Below are 18,519 nucleotides of genomic sequence, written 5' to 3'. Positions count from 1 at the left end.
CCGCCATCACGGTTTCAGGCGTCGTTGCCTTCCGGGTTGGCCGACACGATGCGGCTCAGGCTAGGCGGCACATCCTTGCCCATGCGCCGGTCGCGGAACAGCGCCGCACGCATCAAAAAGATATTGGTGATGGGTACGGCCACGGACAGCAGCACAGCGATCAGCAAGGTGTGAAAGCTGGGTTTGTGCGACTGCAGGCTGAAGAAGAGGACCGAGCTCCAGACAATCAGCCAGCAGCCGGCGCAGGCGATGATGGACGGCGTGTGGACGCGTTCGTAGTAGCTGGGCAGGCGAAACAGGCTGAGCGCGCCGATCAAGGTGATCAAGCAGCCCGCGAGCACCAGCACCGACACCACAATCTGCACCCAGATGGGCAGGTCGATTTCCGTCATTCGATCACCTCCCCGCGCAGGAGGAACTTGGCCATGGCCGTCGAGCTGACAAAGCCAAACAGCGCGATGAGCAGGGCGGCCTCAAAGTAATTGACCGACGCATAGTGGATGCCCAGCACCAGCATCGCGAGCATGCCGATCAGGTACATGCAGTCCAGGGCCAGCACACGGTCCTGGGCCTGCGGGCCCTTGAGCAGCCGGATCATCGCAAACAGCATGGCCAGCAGCAGGATGAACAGGGCCGCCGGCATCGTCCAGGCAAGAATGTTGTTCATTCGAAAATCTCCATGAGGGGCCGTTCATAGAAGGCCTTGATGTGGTCGATAACGCCCTGTGGGTCATCCGCCTCCAGCACGTGCAACAGCAGGATGGAACGGTCACGCGATATCTCGGCCCAGGCGGTGCCCGGCGTGATGCAGACGATCATTGCCAGCACCGCCAGACCATTGGGATCGCGCAGTTGCAGGGGCACGTGCACAAAGCCAGCCGGCTTTTTGCGGGTGCCGGGCATCAGCAGCAGGCGCAGCACGGCGCGATTGGATTGCAGCGAATCGGCGGCGACACGAAAGCCCAGGCGGATGATGGTCCAGGGCTTTTTGATGCTGACCGAGCGGGGACGCAGGCCTTGGGTCAGCACAGGAATCAGCAAGCCGAACAGCACGCCCAGGATGATCTGGCCCGGGCTGATGCTGCGGTTGAGCAGCAGCCACACCAGGCACAGCAGCACGGACAGCAGGGGCGCAGGGAAAAGGCGCTTCATGGCTCGGTACCTCCGGCGATGGCTGCATCGGGCGCAGCGGTAAAGCCAGTTTCAGGCAGCACGGTCGGGATCTCGGGCGTGACCACGGGCTTGGCCGTGGGGGAGGGCTTGGGGTTGGTCTCCAGCACAGCGCGGATGTAGTTGCCAGGCGAATGGAGGTTGTCGGCCGCGCGCTGGGTAAAGCGCATCACGCTGGCGCCATGGGTCACCATCAGAATGCAGCAGCCCAGCAAGATGGCGAGCGGCAGGCCTTCAATCACCTTGAGCTCGGGCGTGCTGCGGCTGATGCTGGACCAGAACTCGCGAATGCCGATGCGCACCAGGGCCGTCAAGGCCATCAGGCCCGTGGCGATCAAAATGGCCATGAACAGCCAGCCCAGCCAGCCGATCTGCGTGCCCGCCGACGAGCCCAGGCCCAGCGGATTGAGCAGCGCCGAGAGCATCGCGAATTTGCCGATAAAGCCCGACAGCGGGGGAAGGCCGGAAATCACCAGGGTGCAGACCATGAACGACAGGCCCAGGAAGGCCATCGCCGCCGGAATGGCCCGGCCAATCAGCACTTCCTCGTCCTCGTCGAGGTTGAGGCCCTCGCGTGGCAGCAGCTCTGCGGTCAAAAACGGCGCCTCCTCATCCTCAAAGCGCACACTGGCGCCATCGGTGGTGCGCCATCGCTCGATCAGGTCAGTGACCAGGAACAGGGCCGCTACGGCCAAGGTGGAGCTGGGCATGTAGTAGAGCAAGGCGCTGGTCATCAGGTTCTGGCCAAAGCCGGCAGCGGCGAGCAAGGTGCCTGCTGATAATATGGCTGCATAGCCCGCCACATAGCCCAGGCGCTGCGTACCCAGGATCGAGATCGCCGCGTACAGCATCGTGGCCAGCCCGCCCAAGATCAGCCAAGCGCTGCCAAAATGAGCCGAAGGCCCGGCCTCGCTGCTGAACATCAAGGTCCACAGCCGCACAATCGTATAGATGCCCACCTTGGTCATCAGCGCAAAAATGGCGCCCACCGGCGCGGTGGCCGAGCCATAGGCGGGCACCAGCCAGAAGTTCAGCGGCCAGACTGCCGCCTTGATCAGAAAGGCCGTGGCCAAGATACCGGCTGCGGTGTGCAGCAAGCCCCGGTCAGCGCTGCTGACGCTGGGGATGATGCGCGCCAGATCGGCCATGTTCAAGGTGCCGGTGATGCCGTAGAGCATCGACACGCCGATCAAAAAGAGCGAGGACGCTGCCAGGTTGATGGCGATGTAGTGCAGGCCATGCTGCACCCGGGATTTGCCCGAGCCGTGCAGCAGCAAACCGTAGGAGGCGGCCAGCATGATCTCGAAGAACACGAAGAGGTTGAACAGATCACCGGTCAGGAAGGCACCGGCCAGGCCCATCATCTGGAACTGGAACAGCGGGTGAAAATGCACACCCACCCGGTGCCAGCGCGCGCCGGAATACACCACGGCACACAGCGCGACCACGCTGGTGGTCAGCAGCATCAGGGCCGAGAGCCGGTCGAGCACCAGCACAATGCCAAATGGCGCGGCCCAGTTGCCCGACAGGTAAACGCTCATCGAGGTGGCCATGCCATCCTGGTTGCTCCACTTGACCAGGGCCATGGCGATGACCAGGCCGATCAGGCAGGAGCTGATGTTCATCAGCAGTTTGGTGCGTTGGTACTTCTCGCCCAGCGTCAGCATCAGCGCTGCCGTCAGCATGGGCAGCAAAATCGGTGCCAGCAGCAGGTGCGGCATCAGGCGCTCAGTCAGCGTCATCAGCGACATCAAGGCGCCTCCTGCACATCGTTGGAGAGGGATCCGTCCACGTGGTCAGTGCCCGTCATGCCGCGCGAGGCGAGCAGCACCACCAAAAAGAGGGCGGTCATCGCAAAGCCGATGACGATGGCCGTCAGCACCAGGGCCTGCGGCATGGGGTCGGCGTAATGCATCAGGTCGGTGGGCACACCGGGCTGCAGTATCGGCTCGCGGTCGATCGCCAGGCCCACGCGGCCCATGCTGAAGATAAACAAATTGACCGCATACGACAGCAAGAGCAGACCCATGATGATCTGAAACGTCCGTGGGCGCAGCAACAGCCAGACGCCGGAGCCGGTCAATACGCCAATGGCAATGGCCAGTACGATTTCCATTTGGTATTGTCCTTAGGGTTGAGAAGCGGAGTCGCTGCGCTCGCCTTGCTGGCGCTCGTGGAAGCGGAATCCCCGGACGGATTGGTGGGCAATGCTGGTGAGCATCAGCATGGTCGAGCCCACGACCAGCGAGAACACCCCAATATCGAAGAACAGCGCGCTGGCGATATGGATCTCGCCCACCACGGGCAAGGTCAGATGCGCAGTGTGGCTGGTCAGGAACGGGTAGCCAAAGTACCAGCTGCCCACACCGGTGCCCAGCGCAAACAGCAGGCCGGCGGCAATCCAGCGGCGCGGGTAGATCGGCAGATGCGACTCCACCCAGTGCGTGCCGGAGATGATGTACTGCAGCAGCAGGCCGATGGCCAGGGTCAGGCCGGCCACAAAGCCGCCACCGGGCTCGTTGTGACCACGCATGAACAGGTACATCGCCACAATCGCGGCAAACGGCAGCAAGAGGCGCACCAGCACGGCGGGCACCATCAGGTAGCCCACGGCGGTATCGGTGGCACTGCGCGGGTTGAGCAGGTCGGTCTGCAAGTCAGCCGGCAAGAAGCGCTGCTGCTCGGGCACATCCATGGCCTCTGGTGCGGGGCGGAAGCGCCGCAGCAGGGCATAGACGGTGAGCGCCACAATGCCCAGCACGACGATCTCGCCAAAGGTATCAAAGCCACGGAAGTCGACCAGCATGACGTTGACCACGTTGGTGCCGCCGCCCTCGGGCAGGGCGCGCTCCAGGAAGAAGGTAGAAGTGCTCTCCGGGAAAGGCCGGCTCATCATCGCAAACGACAGCCAGGCCATGCCGCCGCCGGCGAGCAGCGCAATGGCCAGGTCACGCCAGCGGCGCAACGTGACCAGTGCACCATGCTGGGAGACTTTCTTGAGCTTCTTGTCGCGCTTGGGCAGCCAGCGCAGGCCCAGCAGCAGCAGCACCGTGGTGACCACTTCGACGACCAGCTGGGTCAAGGCCAGATCGGGTGCGGAGAACCACAGGAAGGTAATGCAGGTGGCCAGGCCCGCGCCGCCCAAGGTGACCAGGGCCGCCAGGCGGTGGTACTTGACCAGGAAGGCCGCTGCCAGCGAGCAGCTGATACCGATGAGCCAGAGAATGCCAAAGGCGGGCGACAGCGGCTGCAGGCCCCGGTTGCCCAGCTGGAGGCCGTGGATCAGCAGCGGCAAGGTGGCGGTCAACAAGGCCGCCAGCACCAGCCACAGTGCCTGCCACTGCCAGCGGCGCGTGCCCAGCCAGCGGCGCATATGGCGCGCGCCATTGGTGATGATCGCCATCACCGCCTGGAACACCCATTGGCCATTGACGCGGCCAACCAGCGGCGCATCATCGAGGTATTGCTTGGCACGCAAGAGGCGCAGCAGCAAATACAGCAAGATGCCCGCCAGCATCGCGATGATGCTCATCACCAGCGGTGCATTGATGCCGTGCCACAGCGCCAGACTGAACTCTGGCAAGTTGCCGCCCACCACGGGCGAGGCGGCAGCATCCAGGTAGCTGCCCACCGCCCAGGCCGGGAAGATCCCCACCAGCAGGCAGATCAGTACCAGCAGCTCGACCGGCACGCGCATCCAGTGCGGTGGCTCATGGGGCTCGTGCGGCAGGTCGGTGGCCGGTGGGCCAAAAAACACATCGACCGTGAAGCGCAGCGAATAGGCGACGCTGAAAATGCCCGCCAAGGTAGCGGCCACCGGCAAGGCGGTGGTCAGGAACGGTGTGGTGTTGATGTACACCGTCTCGGCAAAAAACATTTCCTTGGACAAAAAGCCGTTGAGCAGCGGCACGCCGGCCATCGCTGCACTGGCCACCATCGCCAAGGTGCCGGTGATCGGCATCATCTTTTGCAGGCCGGAGAGGCGGCGGATATCGCGTGTGCCTGACTCGTGGTCGACAATGCCGGCGGCCATGAACAGCGAGGCCTTGAAGGTCGCGTGGTTCATGATGTGGAAGACGGCAGCAACGGCGGCCAGCGGGCTGTTGAGGCCCAGCAGCAAGGTGATCAGGCCCAGGTGCGACAGGGTGGAATACGCCAGCAGCGCCTTCATGTCATGCTGGAACATGGCGATATAGCCGCCCAGCAGCAAGGTGATGGCGCCGGCGCCACCAACGAGCCAGAACCATTCCTCGGTGCCGCTCAGCGCAGGCCAGAGGCGGGCGAGCAAAAAGACACCGGCCTTGACCATGGTGGCCGAGTGCAGATAGGCCGAGACCGGGGTGGGCGCCGCCATTGCGCGCGGCAGCCAGAAATGGAAGGGGAACTGCGCGCTCTTGGTGAGCGCGCCGAGCAAGATCAGCACCAGGGTGACGCGGTAGAGCTCATGGTTGCGGATCTGGTCACCGGCGGCCAGCACATTGTCGAGCTCATAGCTGCCCACGATGTGGCCCAGCAGCAGCACACCGCCCAAGAGGCACAGGCCCCCGGTGCCGGTCACGGTAAGCGCCATGCGCGCGCCCATGCGTGCGTCCTTGCGGTGGTGCCAGTAGCCGATCAGCAAAAAGGAGAAGAGGCTGGTCAGTTCCCAGAAGAACACCAGCTGGATCAGGTTGCCCGAGAGCACCACGCCCATCATCGAGCCCATGAAGGCCAGGAAGAACGAGAAAAAGCGTGGCACCGGATCGGCTTGCGACATGTAGTAGCGCGCATACAGCACCACCAAGCTGCCGATGCCCAGCACCAGGATGGAGAACAACCAGGCAAATCCATCCATGCGGAAGTGCAGATCCAGCCCGAGCTGGCCCAGCCAGGCCACATTGTGGTGCACCACGCCGTTGTTCTGCGTTTCCGGGAAAAGCATGGCAACTTGAACCACGCAGAACACCGCAATGGCCCCTGCCAGCGTGGACTCGGTGTTACGCGCGTTGGCAGGCAGCAGCGCTGCAATTGCGCTGCCGATGAAGGGGAGGAGGATCAGGTAGGAAAGTGCCATTTCTTTGTAAATTCTACAAGCTGGCCCGATCCCAGCTGCTACTAAAACCCGAGCAAGTTCAGGATATTGGTCATGGCTTATCGATAGTCAATACCCTATGTTAGTGACTGCAAATGCGCGAGCAAAGGTGGTTTCTTGATGCCTGTTTTGAACATGCGCCCATGCATGCTTTGCATGAATAGCCGGCCACTTGCCCATAGGGCAACACTGCAGCGTTGCGGCAGGGTCAGGGGGCTGGGACAGGGGGAGGAGATGGTTGCGCCGCAGGTCCGCTGAGTCCAGGAGTTGTAGTGCGCGGGGCGGGGGCGCGCGCGGTACCGCTGCTGGCGCATGGCAGCAGGGCTGTGCGGGCGAGGCTGGGGTGCGTAGGGTCCGGTGCCGTGGCATATCAGGGCTCCTGCGCCCAGAGCAGGGCGTTTGCGCATCCTAGCAGAAGCGACTGGGAAGTCCTACCGTTCCTGGGAGAGCGAGGTTCTTATTGCTCTTCCACCCGGCGCGGCGGGTAGCTGTCCCAGGACTGGCAGCCGGGGCATTGCCAGAAATGCTGGCGCGCCTCAAAGCCGCAGGCGGCGCAGCGGTAGCGGGTCAGCGGTTTTGCGGCATTGTCCAGCGCGCGCTGAATGGCGGGGTGGTGCTCTTCGTGGCTGAGCGATTCCTGGGCGAGCCAGCGGCCGGCCGCAACCAGTGAGGGCTCGTGGCGCAGGTGCTCGATGTACCAGTCGCGCCCGACCGGTCCCTCGGCTTGCTCCACGCCGGCAAATTCGTCCAGATGCACCAGGCTTTGCATCACATCCAGCGATGGCGCGCTGTGGTAGTTGGCCTCCAGCAGCGCACGTACCTGGGGCTTGCGCTCGTCGGCCTTGACCAGCTCCAGCATCAGCGGCGCGACCAGGGGCACCGAGGAGGGCGACACCGCGGCCAGCTCCATCAGCGATCCCAGTGCCAGCGCGGGATGGCCGCTCTTGTGCTGCAGATGGGCCAGCTCGATCCGGGGGCGCGGTGCATGCGGTGCCTCGGACTGGGCTTGCTGCAGCAAGTCCTGCGCGGCGTCGAGCTGGCCATGGGCGAGTTGGCCCAGCGCCTGCTCACACAGGTAGTGGGCAATGCGCACGCTGTAGTCGCCCTGGTTATGGCTGTGCATCAGGCTCGCAATCTGCACGGCTTGCGGCCAGTCGTGGGCGCGCTCGTAGATCGCCAGGCGCGAGAGACGGGCCTCGTTCTCGTAAGGGGTGTTCTCCAGCCGGGCCAGCGCATCTTCGGCGCGGTCCAGCAGCCCGGCCTTCATGAAATCCAGGGCCAGCGCATGCTGGGCGCGTTCGCGCTCCGGCTTGCTGATGTCGGCGCGCGAGAGCAGGTGCTCATGCACGCGTACCGCACGGCTGTATTCGCCCCGGCGGCGGAACAGATTGCCCAGCGCAAAGTGCAGCTCGGCGGTATCGGGGTCGTTCTGCACGGCCTCGATAAAGGCATCGATGGCCTTGTCCTGCTGCTCGTTCAGGAGAAAGTTCAGCCCCTTGAAGTAGGCCTTGGGGGCGCTGCGGTTCTCGCGGCGAATCTGGCGCAAGTCAAAGCGCGAGGCCAGCCAGCCCAGCACAAACGCAGCGGGGAAACCCAGCAGGATCCAGGAGATGTCAAATTCCATGAGGTGGCAGCGGGGTGGTCTCGTCCGCAGGGGCGTTGGTGGAGGGGGTGGGTTCGCCCGCAATGGCTTGCGCCGCCGCTGCACGCTGCGCGGCTTTGCGGTGCTTCCACCAGCGCGGCACCATGCCGATGATGCCGAGAATCACGCCCGCGCTGAAGGCGAGCAGCACCACCAGAACGAGCGGGGCCTGCCATTGGGTGCCAAAGAACAGGTGCACCACCACATCCCGCTGGTTATTGAGCGCAAATGCAAACAGGGTGAAGAAGATGACAGCTTTGAGCAGCCACAGCAGGTATTTCATGGCAGTGACAGGAATGGCTTGGGCGCCATTCTACGTGGATTCCCACGCCTGGCCTGGAAAAGCAAATGCCAGCACGAGGCTGGCATTGGTCGAAAGAAGGTGACGAGCCTGACCCCGGCACTGGATCCACAGTTAGGGCTGCTTGGTTCCCCACCTGACCCGGTTGGCCGCTTCCCCATGCGAGGAGGCCCGTCAGCTGTCGATTGTACCTAAAGAATGGGGCCCCCTTGGCCAAGCTGGCCAAAAAGTCCTTGTTCGCCTGTGCGGCCAGGGCGCAGCGGCCAAAAGTATTGCAAGCTGCGCGCAGCCAGTGCCGCCCATGGCCGTGACTGACCGTAGAATGCGATGCTATGTCTTATCTTGTTCTCGCTCGCAAATACCGTCCGCGAAATTTCTCTGAAATGGTAGGCCAGGAGCATGTGGTGCAGGCGCTGTCCAATGCGCTGGTGCAGCAGCGCTTGCACCATGCCTACCTGTTCACGGGAACCCGGGGTGTGGGCAAGACGACGGTCTCGCGCATTCTGGCCAAGTCGCTCAACTGCACGGGCGCGGACGGCCATGGCGGCATCACCGCTGCGCCTTGCGGCGTGTGCCCAGCCTGTACCGAGATCGACAGCGGACGTTTCCCCGATTACACCGAGCTCGATGCCGCCTCCAACCGTGGTGTCGATGAAGTGCAGGGCCTCCTGGAGCAGGCGGTGTACAAGCCGGTGCAGGGGCGCTTCAAGGTCTTTATGATCGACGAAGTGCACATGCTCACCAATACCGCCTTCAACGCCATGTTGAAGACCCTGGAAGAGCCGCCCGAGTACCTGAAGTTTGTGCTGGCGACGACCGACCCGCAAAAAGTGCCGGTCACGGTGCTGTCGCGCTGCCTGCAGTTCAACCTGCGCCCGATGGCGCCAGAGACGATCCAGGAGCACCTGGGCCGCGTGCTGGTGCAAGAGCAGATTGCGGCCGAGCCGCAGGCCTTGCGGCTGTTGTCGCGCTCAGCCCGGGGTTCCATGCGCGATGCGCTGTCGCTGACCGACCAGGCCATTGCCTTTGGTGGCGGCCAGCTGCAAGAGGCCAGCGTGCGCCAGATGCTGGGCGCCGTCGATTCCAGCCATGTGTTTCGCCTGATTGAGGCACTGGCGCGCGGCGATGGCGCCGAGGTGGTCGATACCGTCAACCAGCTGCGCCACCAGGGCTTGTCTGCTGCGTCTACCCTGGAAGACATGGCCGTGCAGCTGCAGCGCATGGCCGTGTTCCAGGCCGTGCCGGGCAAGGCCCAGGCCGCCGCCGCTGAGGACGACGCCGAGCAGCAGGAGCTGCTGCGCCTGGCCCAGTTCATGCCGGCGGACGAAACCCAGCTGCTGTACAGCATTGCGCTGCATGGCCGGGGCGAGCTGGGCCTGGCACCGGATGAATATGCGGCCTTGACGATGGCGCTGCTGCGACTGCTGGCCTTCAAGCCTGCGGGCACGGCTGAAAAAAAAACTCTGAATAGTGCTGGGGCTGCGGCCGCAGTGGCTGCTGCGCCCAAGCAGGCTGCTGCCCCCCTTGCCGCGCCTGCCGTGGCTGTTGCACCGCGCGTGGTGCCGCCGCTTGCTGCGTCTCCAGCGCCGCAGGTCGCCACTGCGGTGGATGCGTCCGTAGCCCTTGCAGCGCCTGTTGTTGCTGCTCCGCCATCCGCAGCCATTTCTGCGCCCGTTTCTACACCTGTTTCAGTGCCCGCGCCCGCGCCCGTGCCCACACCGGCACCTGTGGCGGCTCCAGTGGCCCAGCCAGCACCTCCGGCTTCGGAGCCTATCGTCGCCACGCCCACGGTCGAGGCCGTCAAGCTGCCTGTGCGCAGCGCAGAAGATTTGATTCCCGCACGCGCCACTGCCACTGTGGCGCCTGTCCCAGTCGACCCGCCGACCCCCGCCCAGACCGAGAAGGAGCTGGTGGAAGAGGAGCAGCCGCAGTCCCATGACGACGATGCCCCGTCCGAGCCGGACAGCGATGCCGAGGACGAGACCGCAGCGCCGTACTTTGATGAGGTACCGATGGAGGCGTATGCGGATGACGAGCCAGCAGCGCTGGCCGATCTGCCCGATGCGGCGCCTGCTGCGCAGCCGCCCGCTGCAGCGGCACCTGACCGTGCCAGCCTGATTGCCTTGCCGGTGCAAACGCCGCAAGCCAGTGAGCTGGACCGGCCAGCGGCCAACTTTGGCGAGAACCTGGGCCGGGTGCCGCCCGAATTCGAGGACACCGAAGAGGGGCGTTTCTGGAACGACACCGTGACAGCCCTGGTGCAGGCCGAAGCCATTACGGCGGTGGCGCGCCAGTTGGCGCTGCGCTCGCAGCTCATCAAGCGCGAGGCCGACGAGTGGTGGCTGCGGGTGGACCTCGAGTCGCTGGCCCAATCCGGCACGATCGAGCGCCTGCGCACCGCACTGGTGGCCGCCGGTCTGGTGGGCAAGATCCAGGTGTCGGTGGGCGCCGTGAGCGACTGCCCGGCGCGGCGCAAGGCCCATGCCGTGCAGGCCCGCCAGCGCGCGGCCGAGGAAACCGTGCGCCAGGATCCCTATGTCCAGTCTTTGATACAGCAATTTGGCGCGAAAATAGTGCCCGGCAGCATTCAGCCTCTATGATGCGGCGTTCGCTGGCAGATGGGCCCTCCCGTCTGCTGCAGGTTTTTATACAAAAGGATTTTCCATGTTCAACAAAGGACAACTCGCAGGTTTGATGAAGCAAGCCCAGGCCATGCAGGACAACCTCAAGAAGGCCCAGGACGACCTGGCCAACATCGAGGTCGAAGGTGAGTCTGGTGCCGGTCTCGTCAAGGTGCTGATGACCTGCAAGCACGACGTCAAGCGCGTGACCATTGACCCCAGCCTGCTGTCCGAAGACAAGGACATGCTCGAAGACCTGGTGGCTGCCGCCTTCAACGCCGCGGTGCGCAAGGCCGAAGAGACCAGCAACGAGAAAATGGGCAAGATCACCGCTGGCATGCCAGGCCTGCCCGGCGGCATGAAGTTCCCGTTCTAAGCGCGCGCCTCGTTTTGCCGCACGCTTTTGCCGCCCCTGTGCCTTTGGCTGCCACGCGCAACCCAAGGCTTGTCTGCGCTGTGCACTGCTTGGTGAGGCATCGCCATGTCTGATACCGGCACGCTGGAGGCCCTGGTGCAGGCACTGCGCCGACTGCCGGGCGTGGGGGTGAAGTCGGCATCGCGCATGGCGTTTCACCTGCTGCAAAACGACCGGGAGGGGGCCGAGCTGCTCGCGCGCGCCTTGCACGAGGCCAGCAGCCGGGTGCAGCACTGCGAGCGCTGCCATACCTTTACCGAAAACACGATCTGCGACACCTGCCTGGATGAGGGGCGCGATGCCGCTCGCCTGTGCGTGGTGGAAACCCCCGCTGACCAGGCAGCCCTTGAGCGCACCGGTGCCTACAAAGGCTATTACTACGTGCTGATGGGGCGCCTGTCACCGCTCGATGGCATTGGACCGCGCGATATCGGTGTGCAGCAATTGCTGCAACGGGCGAGCGACGGCGTGGTGCAGGAGGTGATCCTGGCCACCAATTTCACCGCCGAAGGGGAGGCCACTGCCCATGTGATCAGCGAGGCTTTGCAGCGCAGGGGTATTGGCTTGACGCGCCTGGCGCGTGGGGTACCCATTGGCAGCGAGCTCGAATATGTGGACCTGGGCACGATTGCCCACGCATTGGCGGATCGCCGCTAAAGCCTTGGTCATTGGGAGGGGTGGCAGCGCCTTTTCCCAGCAATTCAGCGGTTTGCACCGTCTTTGGCGCAGGGCCTCTCGCAGCTTGGGAAAACCGGTTTTCCTGCGCCGCCATTTGGGCTAAATCCGGCTGAGGCGCCCGGCGCGCTGCTTGCGACCGATTACAATTCAATGCTGATCTTTATGGTTATTTATGCATTGCGTGCATAAATCAAGCCCGGTGCGGTCTGTGTTTTCCTGGATTTGCCCGTTTTTCAGTCTTGCACGCCTGTCTGTCTGCACCGCTCCAAAGATCATTCTCCGTTCTCCTTATTGCATCTAGCCGTGTTGCTGCCGGCTGTGCCTCGTGTTTTTTAGGATTTTTGCGTGCAATCTACTGCTGTATCCAAGCGAAATATTCTGGCCGCTGTCATTGGCAACGCGCTCGAATGGTATGACTTCCTGGTCTTTGCCTTCATGACGCCCATTGTGGCCAAGCTGTTCTTCCCCTCCAACCCCAACGATCCGAGCGATGACCTCAACCGCATCCTGATGACCACGGCGGTGTTTGGCGTGGGCTTCTTTATGCGTCCGGTGGGCGGCATCTTGCTGGGCCTGTACGGCGACCGCAAGGGCCGCAAGGCGGCGATGGTGATGGTCACCGGGATCATGGCCGTGGCCATTGCACTGATCACCTTTGCGCCGACCTACCAGGGTGTGGGTATCTGGGCGCCTATCTTCATCGTGCTGGCACGCTTGCTGCAAGGTTTTGCCGCAGGGGGCGAATTCGGCACGTCGACGGCCTTGCTGATCGAGCTGGCGCCCAAGGGCAAACGGGGCTTTTATGGCTCCTGGCAGATGACGGGCCAGATGGCGGCACTGCTGATTGGCGCGGCCGTGGGCACCTTGATCACCGACTTCTTCACCCAGGAGCAGCTGATGTCCTGGGCCTGGCGCATTCCCTTCGCGGTGGGCCTGTTGATTGTGCCGGTGGCCATCTATATCCGCCGCCATGTCGAAGAGCCAGAAACCTTTGTAAAGATGCAGGCCGCGCAAAAGGCGGGCACGGTCAAGCAAGTGGGCGTGCTGGAGATGCTGCGCATCCATGCGCGTGAAACCCTGGTGGGCATGGGCCTGGTGGTAACGGCCACGGTGTCCATCTACATCACCTTCACCTACCTGGTGACCTATTCGACCGTCACCTTGAAGCTGCCGCTGCACGATACCTTCATGGTGCAGATGGCCGGTGCGGCGCTGATGGTTGTGCTGATGCCCTTCATGGGCGCCTGGTCCGACCGGGTGGGCCGCCGTCCCTTGATGATTGGTTCGCTGCTGGGCTATCTGGTGGTGCTGTACCCGCTGTACGCCTGGCTGACCGATGGCCCGAGCATTGCCAAGCTGATGACCGTGCAGGTCGTTGTGTGCCTCTTTGTGTCGGTGTTCTTTGGCGTCTTCAGCACGGTGATGGCTGAGCTCTTCCCTGCGAATGTGCGCTCTGTGGGCATGTCCATGGCCTACAACATCGCCGTGATGGTGTTTGGCGGCTTTGCCCAGTTCATCGTGACCTGGCTGATCAAGACCACGGGCTCGACGATGTCGCCGGCCTTCTATGTGATGTTTGGCGTGACTTTGGGACTGATTGCGGCGTTCTTTATCCGTGAGCGCGCGCATGACGACGACCTGGATGGCGAGATGGTGTGATCACCCCGGCCAGCAGGCATGACGCTGCTGGTCAGCGAGCTGACAAAAAAGCCCGGTGCTGATGCAGCACCGGGCTTTTTCTGTGGGGTGTATAGGGCTTAGGCAAGCACGGGCAGCAACGCCTGCCACTCCTGGGCCAGCAGGCGCGCTGATGAGGCCAGCGCGCCGGGCAGCAGCTGGCTGGCGGTGTGCTCGACGCCCATGCCCAGGATGTGGCCAAGCAGCAAGGCGCCGGCCACCAGCTGCAGGTTGCCGGCGGGCACCTGCGGCCACTGCGCCTGGGCCTTGGCTGCCAATTCTGCGCTCAGGCGCGGGTAGAGCTTTTCGCAGTGCTGGATCTGGGGCAGCTGCGGAATCTTGGCCGCCACGGCCTGCAGCAGGGTCTCCCAGGCCTTGAGGTCTTCGGCCGGGTAGGCCTGGACCAGCTCGGGCAAGGACAGGTAAGGCGCGCGCGCCTCCAGGTTTTGCGACTGTGCCATGCGCAGCAGATTGAACAGCAGGACGGGGCGGTGCTGCAGCAACTCGACCAGGGTCGCGGTATCGGCCTTGTTGTTCAGCGCCTGAGCCAGTGCCGCGACATCGGCGGTACTGGGCAGCACGACCCGGGCGGGTATGGGTTCTGGGCGGCTGACCGCATAGCCTTGCAGCAGATGGGCCTTGTTCTCCTGCGCCAGTTGCAGCTGCGCAGTGGACTCGATCTTGTCGGCGATCAAGGTGGCGCCAGAGATGCGGCGCGCCCACTGCAGCATCAGTACCGCGCGCTCGGCCGAAAGCACCGAGAAATCGATCTTCAGGTAGTTGACCAGGTCGTGCCAGGGCGCGTAGGCCGAATCGAGCACCGAGTGGTTGAACGCGAGCGCAAAACCTTTGGCACGCAAGGCCTCCAGCGCGGGGCGGCGTGCCAGCGCTTCAGACGATGCGGCATGGCCCAGTGACGGGATCTCCAGCACCACCTGGCTTGCAGGCAGCAGATTCAGATGGCTGCCGCGCAGGCTCTCGAACGTGGTGTTCAGAAACAGCAGGCCATCGCCCAATAAGGGGGCGGGCTCGATGTGCGAGAGCACGGCATGCGTCAGCGCCAGGTCTGATTCCAGCGTATGGGACGACGCGGTGCGGGAGCGGTTGAATATCTCGTGGCCGGTGACGGCGCCGCTGGTATCTTTGATCGGCTGCCAGGCAATAGGGGGTGCGGGTGATGTGAACACCATGGCAGCTGCCATGGAGGGGGGTGTTGAAGGAGGCGCGCTCGTGTGTTGCATGTACGGCTGAACCATTGCATGCATCAGTGGTGCCTCACCAGCAACTGGTGTAAGCAATGTCTGCATTTCGTTATCTCGGGATCGACGTGCATTGTCCTTCATATCGGGCATTTCACGCGTCTATGGAGAGAGTGAACCTGCTGGTTTTGTAGCAAACTGCACACGCTTTTGGCGTATAAAAAGCGTCTGTTTGTTACAGTTGCCCCTGCAGCCAGTCCAACTCGCTCTGGCTGAACCCGGCCTGGCGGCGGGCAGGCAGGTTGATTGGCGGGCGGGGGCGGGGTGCCTCGTAGTGGCTGACAAGCCAGCTGTAGTGCTGCTCTGGGTCCAGATCGCGCTGCGCACAAAGAAACCGGTACCAGTGGTTGCCGATCGCCACATGTCCCACCTCTTCGCGCAGGATGATGTCCAGGATGGCGACCGCCTCCAGTGCGTCTGGCGCAGCTGTTTGTTGCAATTTTGCCTGGATCTGGGGAGTTGCATCCAAACCACGGGCCTCCAGGGTGCGGGGTACCAAGGCCATGCGCGCCACGATGTCATCGGCCGTTTTCTCGCACATGGTCCACAGACCCTGGTGCGCGGGGTAGTCGCCATAGTCATGGCCCCATTTGCGCAAGTGGGCACGCAGCAGCCGGAAATGCTTGGCTTCCTCGCCCGCCACCTGCAGCCAGTCCTGGTAAAAGGCCTCGGGCATGCCTTCATAGCGCCAGATGGCATCGAGCGCCAGGTTGATGGCGTTGAACTCGATGTGGGCGATGGCGTGCAGCAAGATGGCGCGCCCCTCAGCCGTTGCCGGGGAGCGCCGGCCCATGGCGGTATGGACCTTGAGCTCGGGTCTGGCCGGGTGGCCGGGCAGGCTGATGCCCTCGGGCACTTGCAGCTGCGCCCCAGGTGCTATTGAAATAGTGGCTCTTTGCGCATACATGGCAAGGGTGAGCGCGGATTTTTCCTCGGCATCGGCCACACACAGGGCTTGCAAGGCACATTGACGTAATTCCATCCCTACAATTATGAGGCTGGCGCCCCATGGAGGCGTGCAAGGCAGGCATGGCCCGCGCTCCTGCGAGCACTCACAGGGGATTGACCTGTAACCATAACCCGATGGAGACATGATGGCGAAGTATGAACTCGATGGTGTGCAACCGCAGGTTGCCGCCTCGGCATGGATTGCAGACAGCGCGCAGGTGGTCGGCCGCGTGGAGATGGCCGCAGACAGCAGTGTGTGGTTTGGTGCCATTCTGCGCGGGGACAATGACCCGATCCGCATTGGCGAGGGCAGCAATATTCAGGACGGCAGCGTGCTGCACACCGACAAGGGCAAGCCCTTGGACATCGGCAAGCACGTCACCATCGGCCATAACGTCATCTTGCATGGCTGCACGATTGGCGATGCGTCGCTGATCGGCATGGGCGCCATTGTGCTCAACGGCGCCAAAATCGGCCGCCATTGCCTCGTGGGTGCTGGCGCGGTGGTGACCGAGAACAAGGAGTTTCCTGAAGGCAGCTTGATTGTGGGCAGCCCCGCCAAGGTGGTGCGCCAGTTGAGCCAGGAGCAGATCGAGGGGCTGCGGCGCAGCGCTGAGGGCTATATGGCCAATGCGCGGCGTTTCAAATCGGGTCTGCGAAAATTGCCAGATTGAGGCGCTGCGGCCCCGGGTGCGAAGCCCGGGCGCAGCAGGCCTGCATGTATTGAATTGGAAGAATTACAGTGTCTGAACTGCATAAATTTTTGTTTGATGGGCTGCCCGTGCGGGGAGCCATTGTTCGACTGACCGATGCCTGGCAAGAGATCTTGCAGCGCCGCGCCGTCAATACCAGTACCGGCCCGTACCCGCTGCCCGTGCAGGAGATGCTCGGCGAGATGACCGCCGCTGGCGTGCTGATGCAGTCCAACATCAAATTCAATGGCGCGCTGGTGTTCCAGATCTCGGGTGATGGCCCGGTGAAGCTGGCCGTCACCGAGGTGCTGACCAACCTGAGCGTGCGCTCCACCGTCACGATGGTGGGCGACTTGCCCGCCGATGCGACCTTGACCGACCTGGTCAATGTGCATGGCAAGGGCCGCTGCGCGATCACCTTGGACCCCAAAGACAGGCAACCTGGTCAGCAGCCCTACCAGGGCGTGGTGCCGCTGGTCGATGTGGATGGCCAGCCGCTCCAGAGCATGGCTGCCATCTTGCAGCAGTACATGCGCCAGTCCGAGCAGCTCGACACCGTGCTGGTGCTGGCAGCCAACGACAAGGTGGCCGCTGGCCTGATCGTGCAGCGCATGCCGATCAAGGGCGAGGCCAATCTGGCCGCAGGCGCGCAGAACACCGAAGAGGTCGACCAGATCGGCCTCAATGAAGAGTACAACCGCATTGCCCACTTGGCTGCCAGCCTGACCCGCGATGAGCTGCTGAGCCTCGATGTCGAGACCATCCTGCACCGCCTGTTCTGGGAAGAAAAGCTGCTGCGCTTTGTGCCTGAAGACGGCGAAGGCGGCCCGCACTTTGCCTGCACCTGCAGCCGCGAGCGTGTGGGCAATATGCTGCGCAGCCTTGGCCAGGAAGAGTCCGACAGCATTCTGGAAGAGCAGGGCATGATCGAGGTGGGCTGCGAATTCTGTGGCCAGCAGTACCGCTTTGACGCTGTCGATGTGGCGCATCTGTTTACCGAGCGCGGCAATGACCCGCCGGCCTCCAACCTGGTGCAGTGATGCCGGGCGCCCCGCTGGTCGCGCTTAGCTGGTTTGCGGTGTGATCAGGCCCTGGAACAGGCGCAGCTCGCAATCGGGGTCGCTGCATTTTTCGCAGTTCCAGCGCGCACGCGCGCCTGGGTTGGCCTGGCCCAGTGCCATGCGCAAGGCCTGCAGGCCCGGCGCCTGCGGGAACCAGTTGCACAGCGCTGCAAGTGCTTCCTGCTCCAGCCGGTGGCCCTGGCTGAATAACAATTGAAACGCCTGCCCCTGGCCCACCAGGTGCAGGCGTGCCTGCATCAGCAGAGTCTGCGCTGGATCGGACTGGCCTGAGCTGGCCGGCAGTGGTGGCGCAATCAGCAGTACGGCGTCGTGCCTGTCTAGCAAAATGGCTGGCGCATCCTGCGCTGGCAGACCTGCCAATTGGGTAAAGCTGCATGCCTTGAGCACCAAGGCGGGCGTGGATGCGGTAGCGCTCTGTGCCAGGTAGTGCTCCAGCTGCTGTGCAAGCCGCTTGGCATCTTCACAGGCAGCAGAGGCCAGATAGACCGCCGGTGGCGAGCGCTGGGTACTGGGCGTCATGGCTGGGTTGGGCGTCGCAGGCATGGCCGCGATGATACGGCCAAAGCCAGCGCGCAGCGACAAAAAAGCGCCTGCAAAGAGGCGCTTGTCGGGGCTGGGGGCGGCGCTGCTTTATTTGCGCGTGTACTGCACAAATACTTCATTGGGCTTGACCATGCCCAGCTCATTGCGGGCCTTGCCTTCGACCATGTCCATGCCCTGCTTGAGGTCGTTGACCTCGGTCTCCAGGCGCACGTTCTCACGCGTGGCCGCTTCGTTCTCTGTTTTCTGCGTGGCGATTTGCTGCTTCATGTCCTTGACATAGGGCACGCTGCCGCGCCCACTCCAGAGCTGGGCATGGATGCTGACCAAAATGGCCAGCAGCACAAAGGGAACAATGCGAGAGATCATGGCAAACAGGGCTCGAAAGGGCTGGCGGGGCAGGGCCTGAGGCCATGCCCCGCA

The 18,519-nt window shown here is 63.3% G+C and carries 18 protein-coding genes and 1 other RNA gene; 6 read left to right on the top strand and 13 right to left on the bottom strand.

Annotated features, from left to right (window positions below; translation table 11 throughout):
* Positions 1 to 14 precede the first annotated feature (14 nt).
* The 9 genes from mnhG to ffs form a co-directional block, all read right to left on the bottom strand.
* A complete protein-coding gene (mnhG, locus tag DCO45_RS19380; RefSeq protein WP_116927350.1) occupies positions 15 to 392 on the bottom strand; it encodes a monovalent cation/H(+) antiporter subunit G in 378 nt (125 codons plus the stop codon).
* The gene (locus tag DCO45_RS19375; RefSeq protein WP_021028262.1) at positions 389 to 667 is read right to left on the bottom strand and encodes a K+/H+ antiporter subunit F; all 279 of its coding nucleotides are present in this window, start codon (positions 665 to 667) and stop codon (positions 389 to 391) included. The genes mnhG and DCO45_RS19375 overlap by 4 nt, the downstream gene beginning before the upstream one ends.
* Positions 664 to 1,152 carry a Na+/H+ antiporter subunit E gene (locus tag DCO45_RS19370; protein WP_116927349.1) on the bottom strand — a complete coding sequence of 163 codons (489 nt, stop codon included), beginning with the start codon at positions 1,150 to 1,152 and terminating at the stop codon, positions 664 to 666. Before DCO45_RS19370 ends, DCO45_RS19375 begins: the two co-directional genes overlap by 4 nt.
* Complete coding sequence (locus DCO45_RS19365) at positions 1,149 to 2,921, bottom strand: monovalent cation/H+ antiporter subunit D (protein WP_116927348.1); 1,773 nt, start codon at positions 2,919 to 2,921, stop codon at positions 1,149 to 1,151. Before DCO45_RS19365 ends, DCO45_RS19370 begins: the two co-directional genes overlap by 4 nt.
* A complete protein-coding gene (locus DCO45_RS19360) occupies positions 2,921 to 3,286 on the bottom strand; it encodes a Na+/H+ antiporter subunit C (RefSeq protein ID WP_021028259.1) in 366 nt (121 codons plus the stop codon). The genes DCO45_RS19365 and DCO45_RS19360 overlap by 1 nt, the downstream gene beginning before the upstream one ends.
* Positions 3,287 to 3,298: 12 nt before the next feature.
* The gene (locus DCO45_RS19355) at positions 3,299 to 6,223 is read right to left on the bottom strand and encodes a monovalent cation/H+ antiporter subunit A (protein WP_116927347.1); all 2,925 of its coding nucleotides are present in this window, start codon (positions 6,221 to 6,223) and stop codon (positions 3,299 to 3,301) included.
* 475 nt (positions 6,224 to 6,698) lie between these two features.
* The gene (lapB, locus tag DCO45_RS19350) at positions 6,699 to 7,865 is read right to left on the bottom strand and encodes a lipopolysaccharide assembly protein LapB (protein WP_116927346.1); all 1,167 of its coding nucleotides are present in this window, start codon (positions 7,863 to 7,865) and stop codon (positions 6,699 to 6,701) included.
* Entirely contained in the window at positions 7,855 to 8,166 is a 312-nt protein-coding gene (locus tag DCO45_RS19345) for a LapA family protein (RefSeq protein WP_116927345.1), read from the bottom strand. Before DCO45_RS19345 ends, lapB begins: the two co-directional genes overlap by 11 nt.
* 98 nt (positions 8,167 to 8,264) lie before the next feature.
* Positions 8,265 to 8,360: signal recognition particle sRNA small type (gene ffs / locus DCO45_RS19340), an RNA gene on the bottom strand.
* A 156-nt stretch (positions 8,361 to 8,516) separates the two neighbouring features.
* Here ffs and dnaX point away from each other — a divergent pair.
* The 4 genes from dnaX (at position 8,517) to DCO45_RS19320 (ending at position 13,557) form a co-directional block, all read left to right on the top strand.
* Positions 8,517 to 10,784: a DNA polymerase III subunit gamma/tau gene (dnaX, locus tag DCO45_RS19335; protein ID WP_116927344.1), complete on the top strand. Its 2,268-nt coding sequence runs from the start codon at positions 8,517 to 8,519 to the stop codon at positions 10,782 to 10,784.
* 64 nt (positions 10,785 to 10,848) lie between these two features.
* Positions 10,849 to 11,181: a YbaB/EbfC family nucleoid-associated protein gene (locus tag DCO45_RS19330; protein WP_021028254.1), complete on the top strand. Its 333-nt coding sequence runs from the start codon at positions 10,849 to 10,851 to the stop codon at positions 11,179 to 11,181.
* 105 nt (positions 11,182 to 11,286) lie between these two features.
* The gene (gene recR / locus DCO45_RS19325) at positions 11,287 to 11,877 is read left to right on the top strand and encodes a recombination mediator RecR (protein WP_116927343.1); all 591 of its coding nucleotides are present in this window, start codon (positions 11,287 to 11,289) and stop codon (positions 11,875 to 11,877) included.
* 366 nt (positions 11,878 to 12,243) lie between these two features.
* Positions 12,244 to 13,557 carry an MFS transporter gene (locus tag DCO45_RS19320; RefSeq protein WP_116927342.1) on the top strand — a complete coding sequence of 438 codons (1,314 nt, stop codon included), beginning with the start codon at positions 12,244 to 12,246 and terminating at the stop codon, positions 13,555 to 13,557.
* A 98-nt stretch (positions 13,558 to 13,655) separates the two neighbouring features.
* On the opposite strand, the gene DCO45_RS19315 is transcribed toward DCO45_RS19320, so the two are convergent.
* Together DCO45_RS19315 and DCO45_RS19310 are read right to left on the bottom strand one after the other, a co-directional pair.
* Positions 13,656 to 14,777 (bottom strand): EAL domain-containing protein, encoded by a 1,122-nt coding sequence (locus DCO45_RS19315; protein ID WP_165841236.1) that lies wholly within the window; start codon positions 14,775 to 14,777, stop codon positions 13,656 to 13,658.
* A 232-nt stretch (positions 14,778 to 15,009) separates the two neighbouring features.
* On the bottom strand, positions 15,010 to 15,816 hold the full coding sequence (locus tag DCO45_RS19310) for a ferritin-like domain-containing protein (RefSeq protein WP_116927340.1): 807 nt from the start codon (positions 15,814 to 15,816) through the stop codon (positions 15,010 to 15,012).
* A gap of 112 nt (positions 15,817 to 15,928) precedes the next feature.
* Between DCO45_RS19310 and DCO45_RS19305 the strand changes: the two genes are divergently transcribed.
* The gene (locus DCO45_RS19305) at positions 15,929 to 16,456 is read left to right on the top strand and encodes a gamma carbonic anhydrase family protein (RefSeq protein WP_116927421.1); all 528 of its coding nucleotides are present in this window, start codon (positions 15,929 to 15,931) and stop codon (positions 16,454 to 16,456) included.
* Positions 16,457 to 16,524: 68 nt separating this feature from the next.
* Positions 16,525 to 17,514: an Hsp33 family molecular chaperone HslO gene (locus DCO45_RS19300; RefSeq protein WP_116927339.1), complete on the top strand. Its 990-nt coding sequence runs from the start codon at positions 16,525 to 16,527 to the stop codon at positions 17,512 to 17,514.
* 24 nt (positions 17,515 to 17,538) lie between these two features.
* Here DCO45_RS19300 and DCO45_RS19295 read toward each other — a convergent pair whose 3' ends face one another.
* Together DCO45_RS19295 and DCO45_RS19290 are read right to left on the bottom strand one after the other, a co-directional pair.
* Complete coding sequence (locus tag DCO45_RS19295) at positions 17,539 to 18,075, bottom strand: hypothetical protein (RefSeq protein ID WP_133248207.1); 537 nt, start codon at positions 18,073 to 18,075, stop codon at positions 17,539 to 17,541.
* A 111-nt stretch (positions 18,076 to 18,186) separates the two neighbouring features.
* A complete protein-coding gene (locus tag DCO45_RS19290) occupies positions 18,187 to 18,465 on the bottom strand; it encodes a septum formation initiator family protein (RefSeq protein WP_021028246.1) in 279 nt (92 codons plus the stop codon).
* Positions 18,466 to 18,519 lie beyond the last annotated feature (54 nt).

The sequence above is a fragment of the Comamonas sp. JNW genome, from assembly GCF_003105075.1.
Classification (GTDB): domain Bacteria; phylum Pseudomonadota; class Gammaproteobacteria; order Burkholderiales; family Burkholderiaceae_C; genus Comamonas; species Comamonas squillarum.
Note: the sequence above shows the minus strand (reverse complement) of the source record. Positions and strands in the feature narration are given on the sequence as shown.

Coding starts and splice junctions, on each gene's coding strand:
- mnhG (WP_116927350.1), bottom strand. CDS start 392: ATGACGGAAATCGACCTGCCCATCTGGGTGCAGATTGTGGTGTCGGTG.
- DCO45_RS19375 (WP_021028262.1), bottom strand. CDS start 667: ATGAACAACATTCTTGCCTGGACGATGCCGGCGGCCCTGTTCATCCTG.
- DCO45_RS19370 (WP_116927349.1), bottom strand. CDS start 1,152: ATGAAGCGCCTTTTCCCTGCGCCCCTGCTGTCCGTGCTGCTGTGCCTG.
- DCO45_RS19365 (WP_116927348.1), bottom strand. CDS start 2,921: ATGTCGCTGATGACGCTGACTGAGCGCCTGATGCCGCACCTGCTGCTG.
- DCO45_RS19360 (WP_021028259.1), bottom strand. CDS start 3,286: ATGGAAATCGTACTGGCCATTGCCATTGGCGTATTGACCGGCTCCGGC.
- DCO45_RS19355 (WP_116927347.1), bottom strand. CDS start 6,223: ATGGCACTTTCCTACCTGATCCTCCTCCCCTTCATCGGCAGCGCAATT.
- lapB (WP_116927346.1), bottom strand. CDS start 7,865: ATGGAATTTGACATCTCCTGGATCCTGCTGGGTTTCCCCGCTGCGTTT.
- DCO45_RS19345 (WP_116927345.1), bottom strand. CDS start 8,166: ATGAAATACCTGCTGTGGCTGCTCAAAGCTGTCATCTTCTTCACCCTG.
- dnaX (WP_116927344.1), top strand. CDS start 8,517: ATGTCTTATCTTGTTCTCGCTCGCAAATACCGTCCGCGAAATTTCTCT.
- DCO45_RS19330 (WP_021028254.1), top strand. CDS start 10,849: ATGTTCAACAAAGGACAACTCGCAGGTTTGATGAAGCAAGCCCAGGCC.
- recR (WP_116927343.1), top strand. CDS start 11,287: ATGTCTGATACCGGCACGCTGGAGGCCCTGGTGCAGGCACTGCGCCGA.
- DCO45_RS19315 (WP_165841236.1), bottom strand. CDS start 14,777: ATGGCAGCTGCCATGGTGTTCACATCACCCGCACCCCCTATTGCCTGG.
- DCO45_RS19310 (WP_116927340.1), bottom strand. CDS start 15,816: ATGGAATTACGTCAATGTGCCTTGCAAGCCCTGTGTGTGGCCGATGCC.
- DCO45_RS19305 (WP_116927421.1), top strand. CDS start 15,929: ATGGCGAAGTATGAACTCGATGGTGTGCAACCGCAGGTTGCCGCCTCG.
- DCO45_RS19295 (WP_133248207.1), bottom strand. CDS start 18,075: ATGACGCCCAGTACCCAGCGCTCGCCACCGGCGGTCTATCTGGCCTCT.
- DCO45_RS19290 (WP_021028246.1), bottom strand. CDS start 18,465: ATGATCTCTCGCATTGTTCCCTTTGTGCTGCTGGCCATTTTGGTCAGC.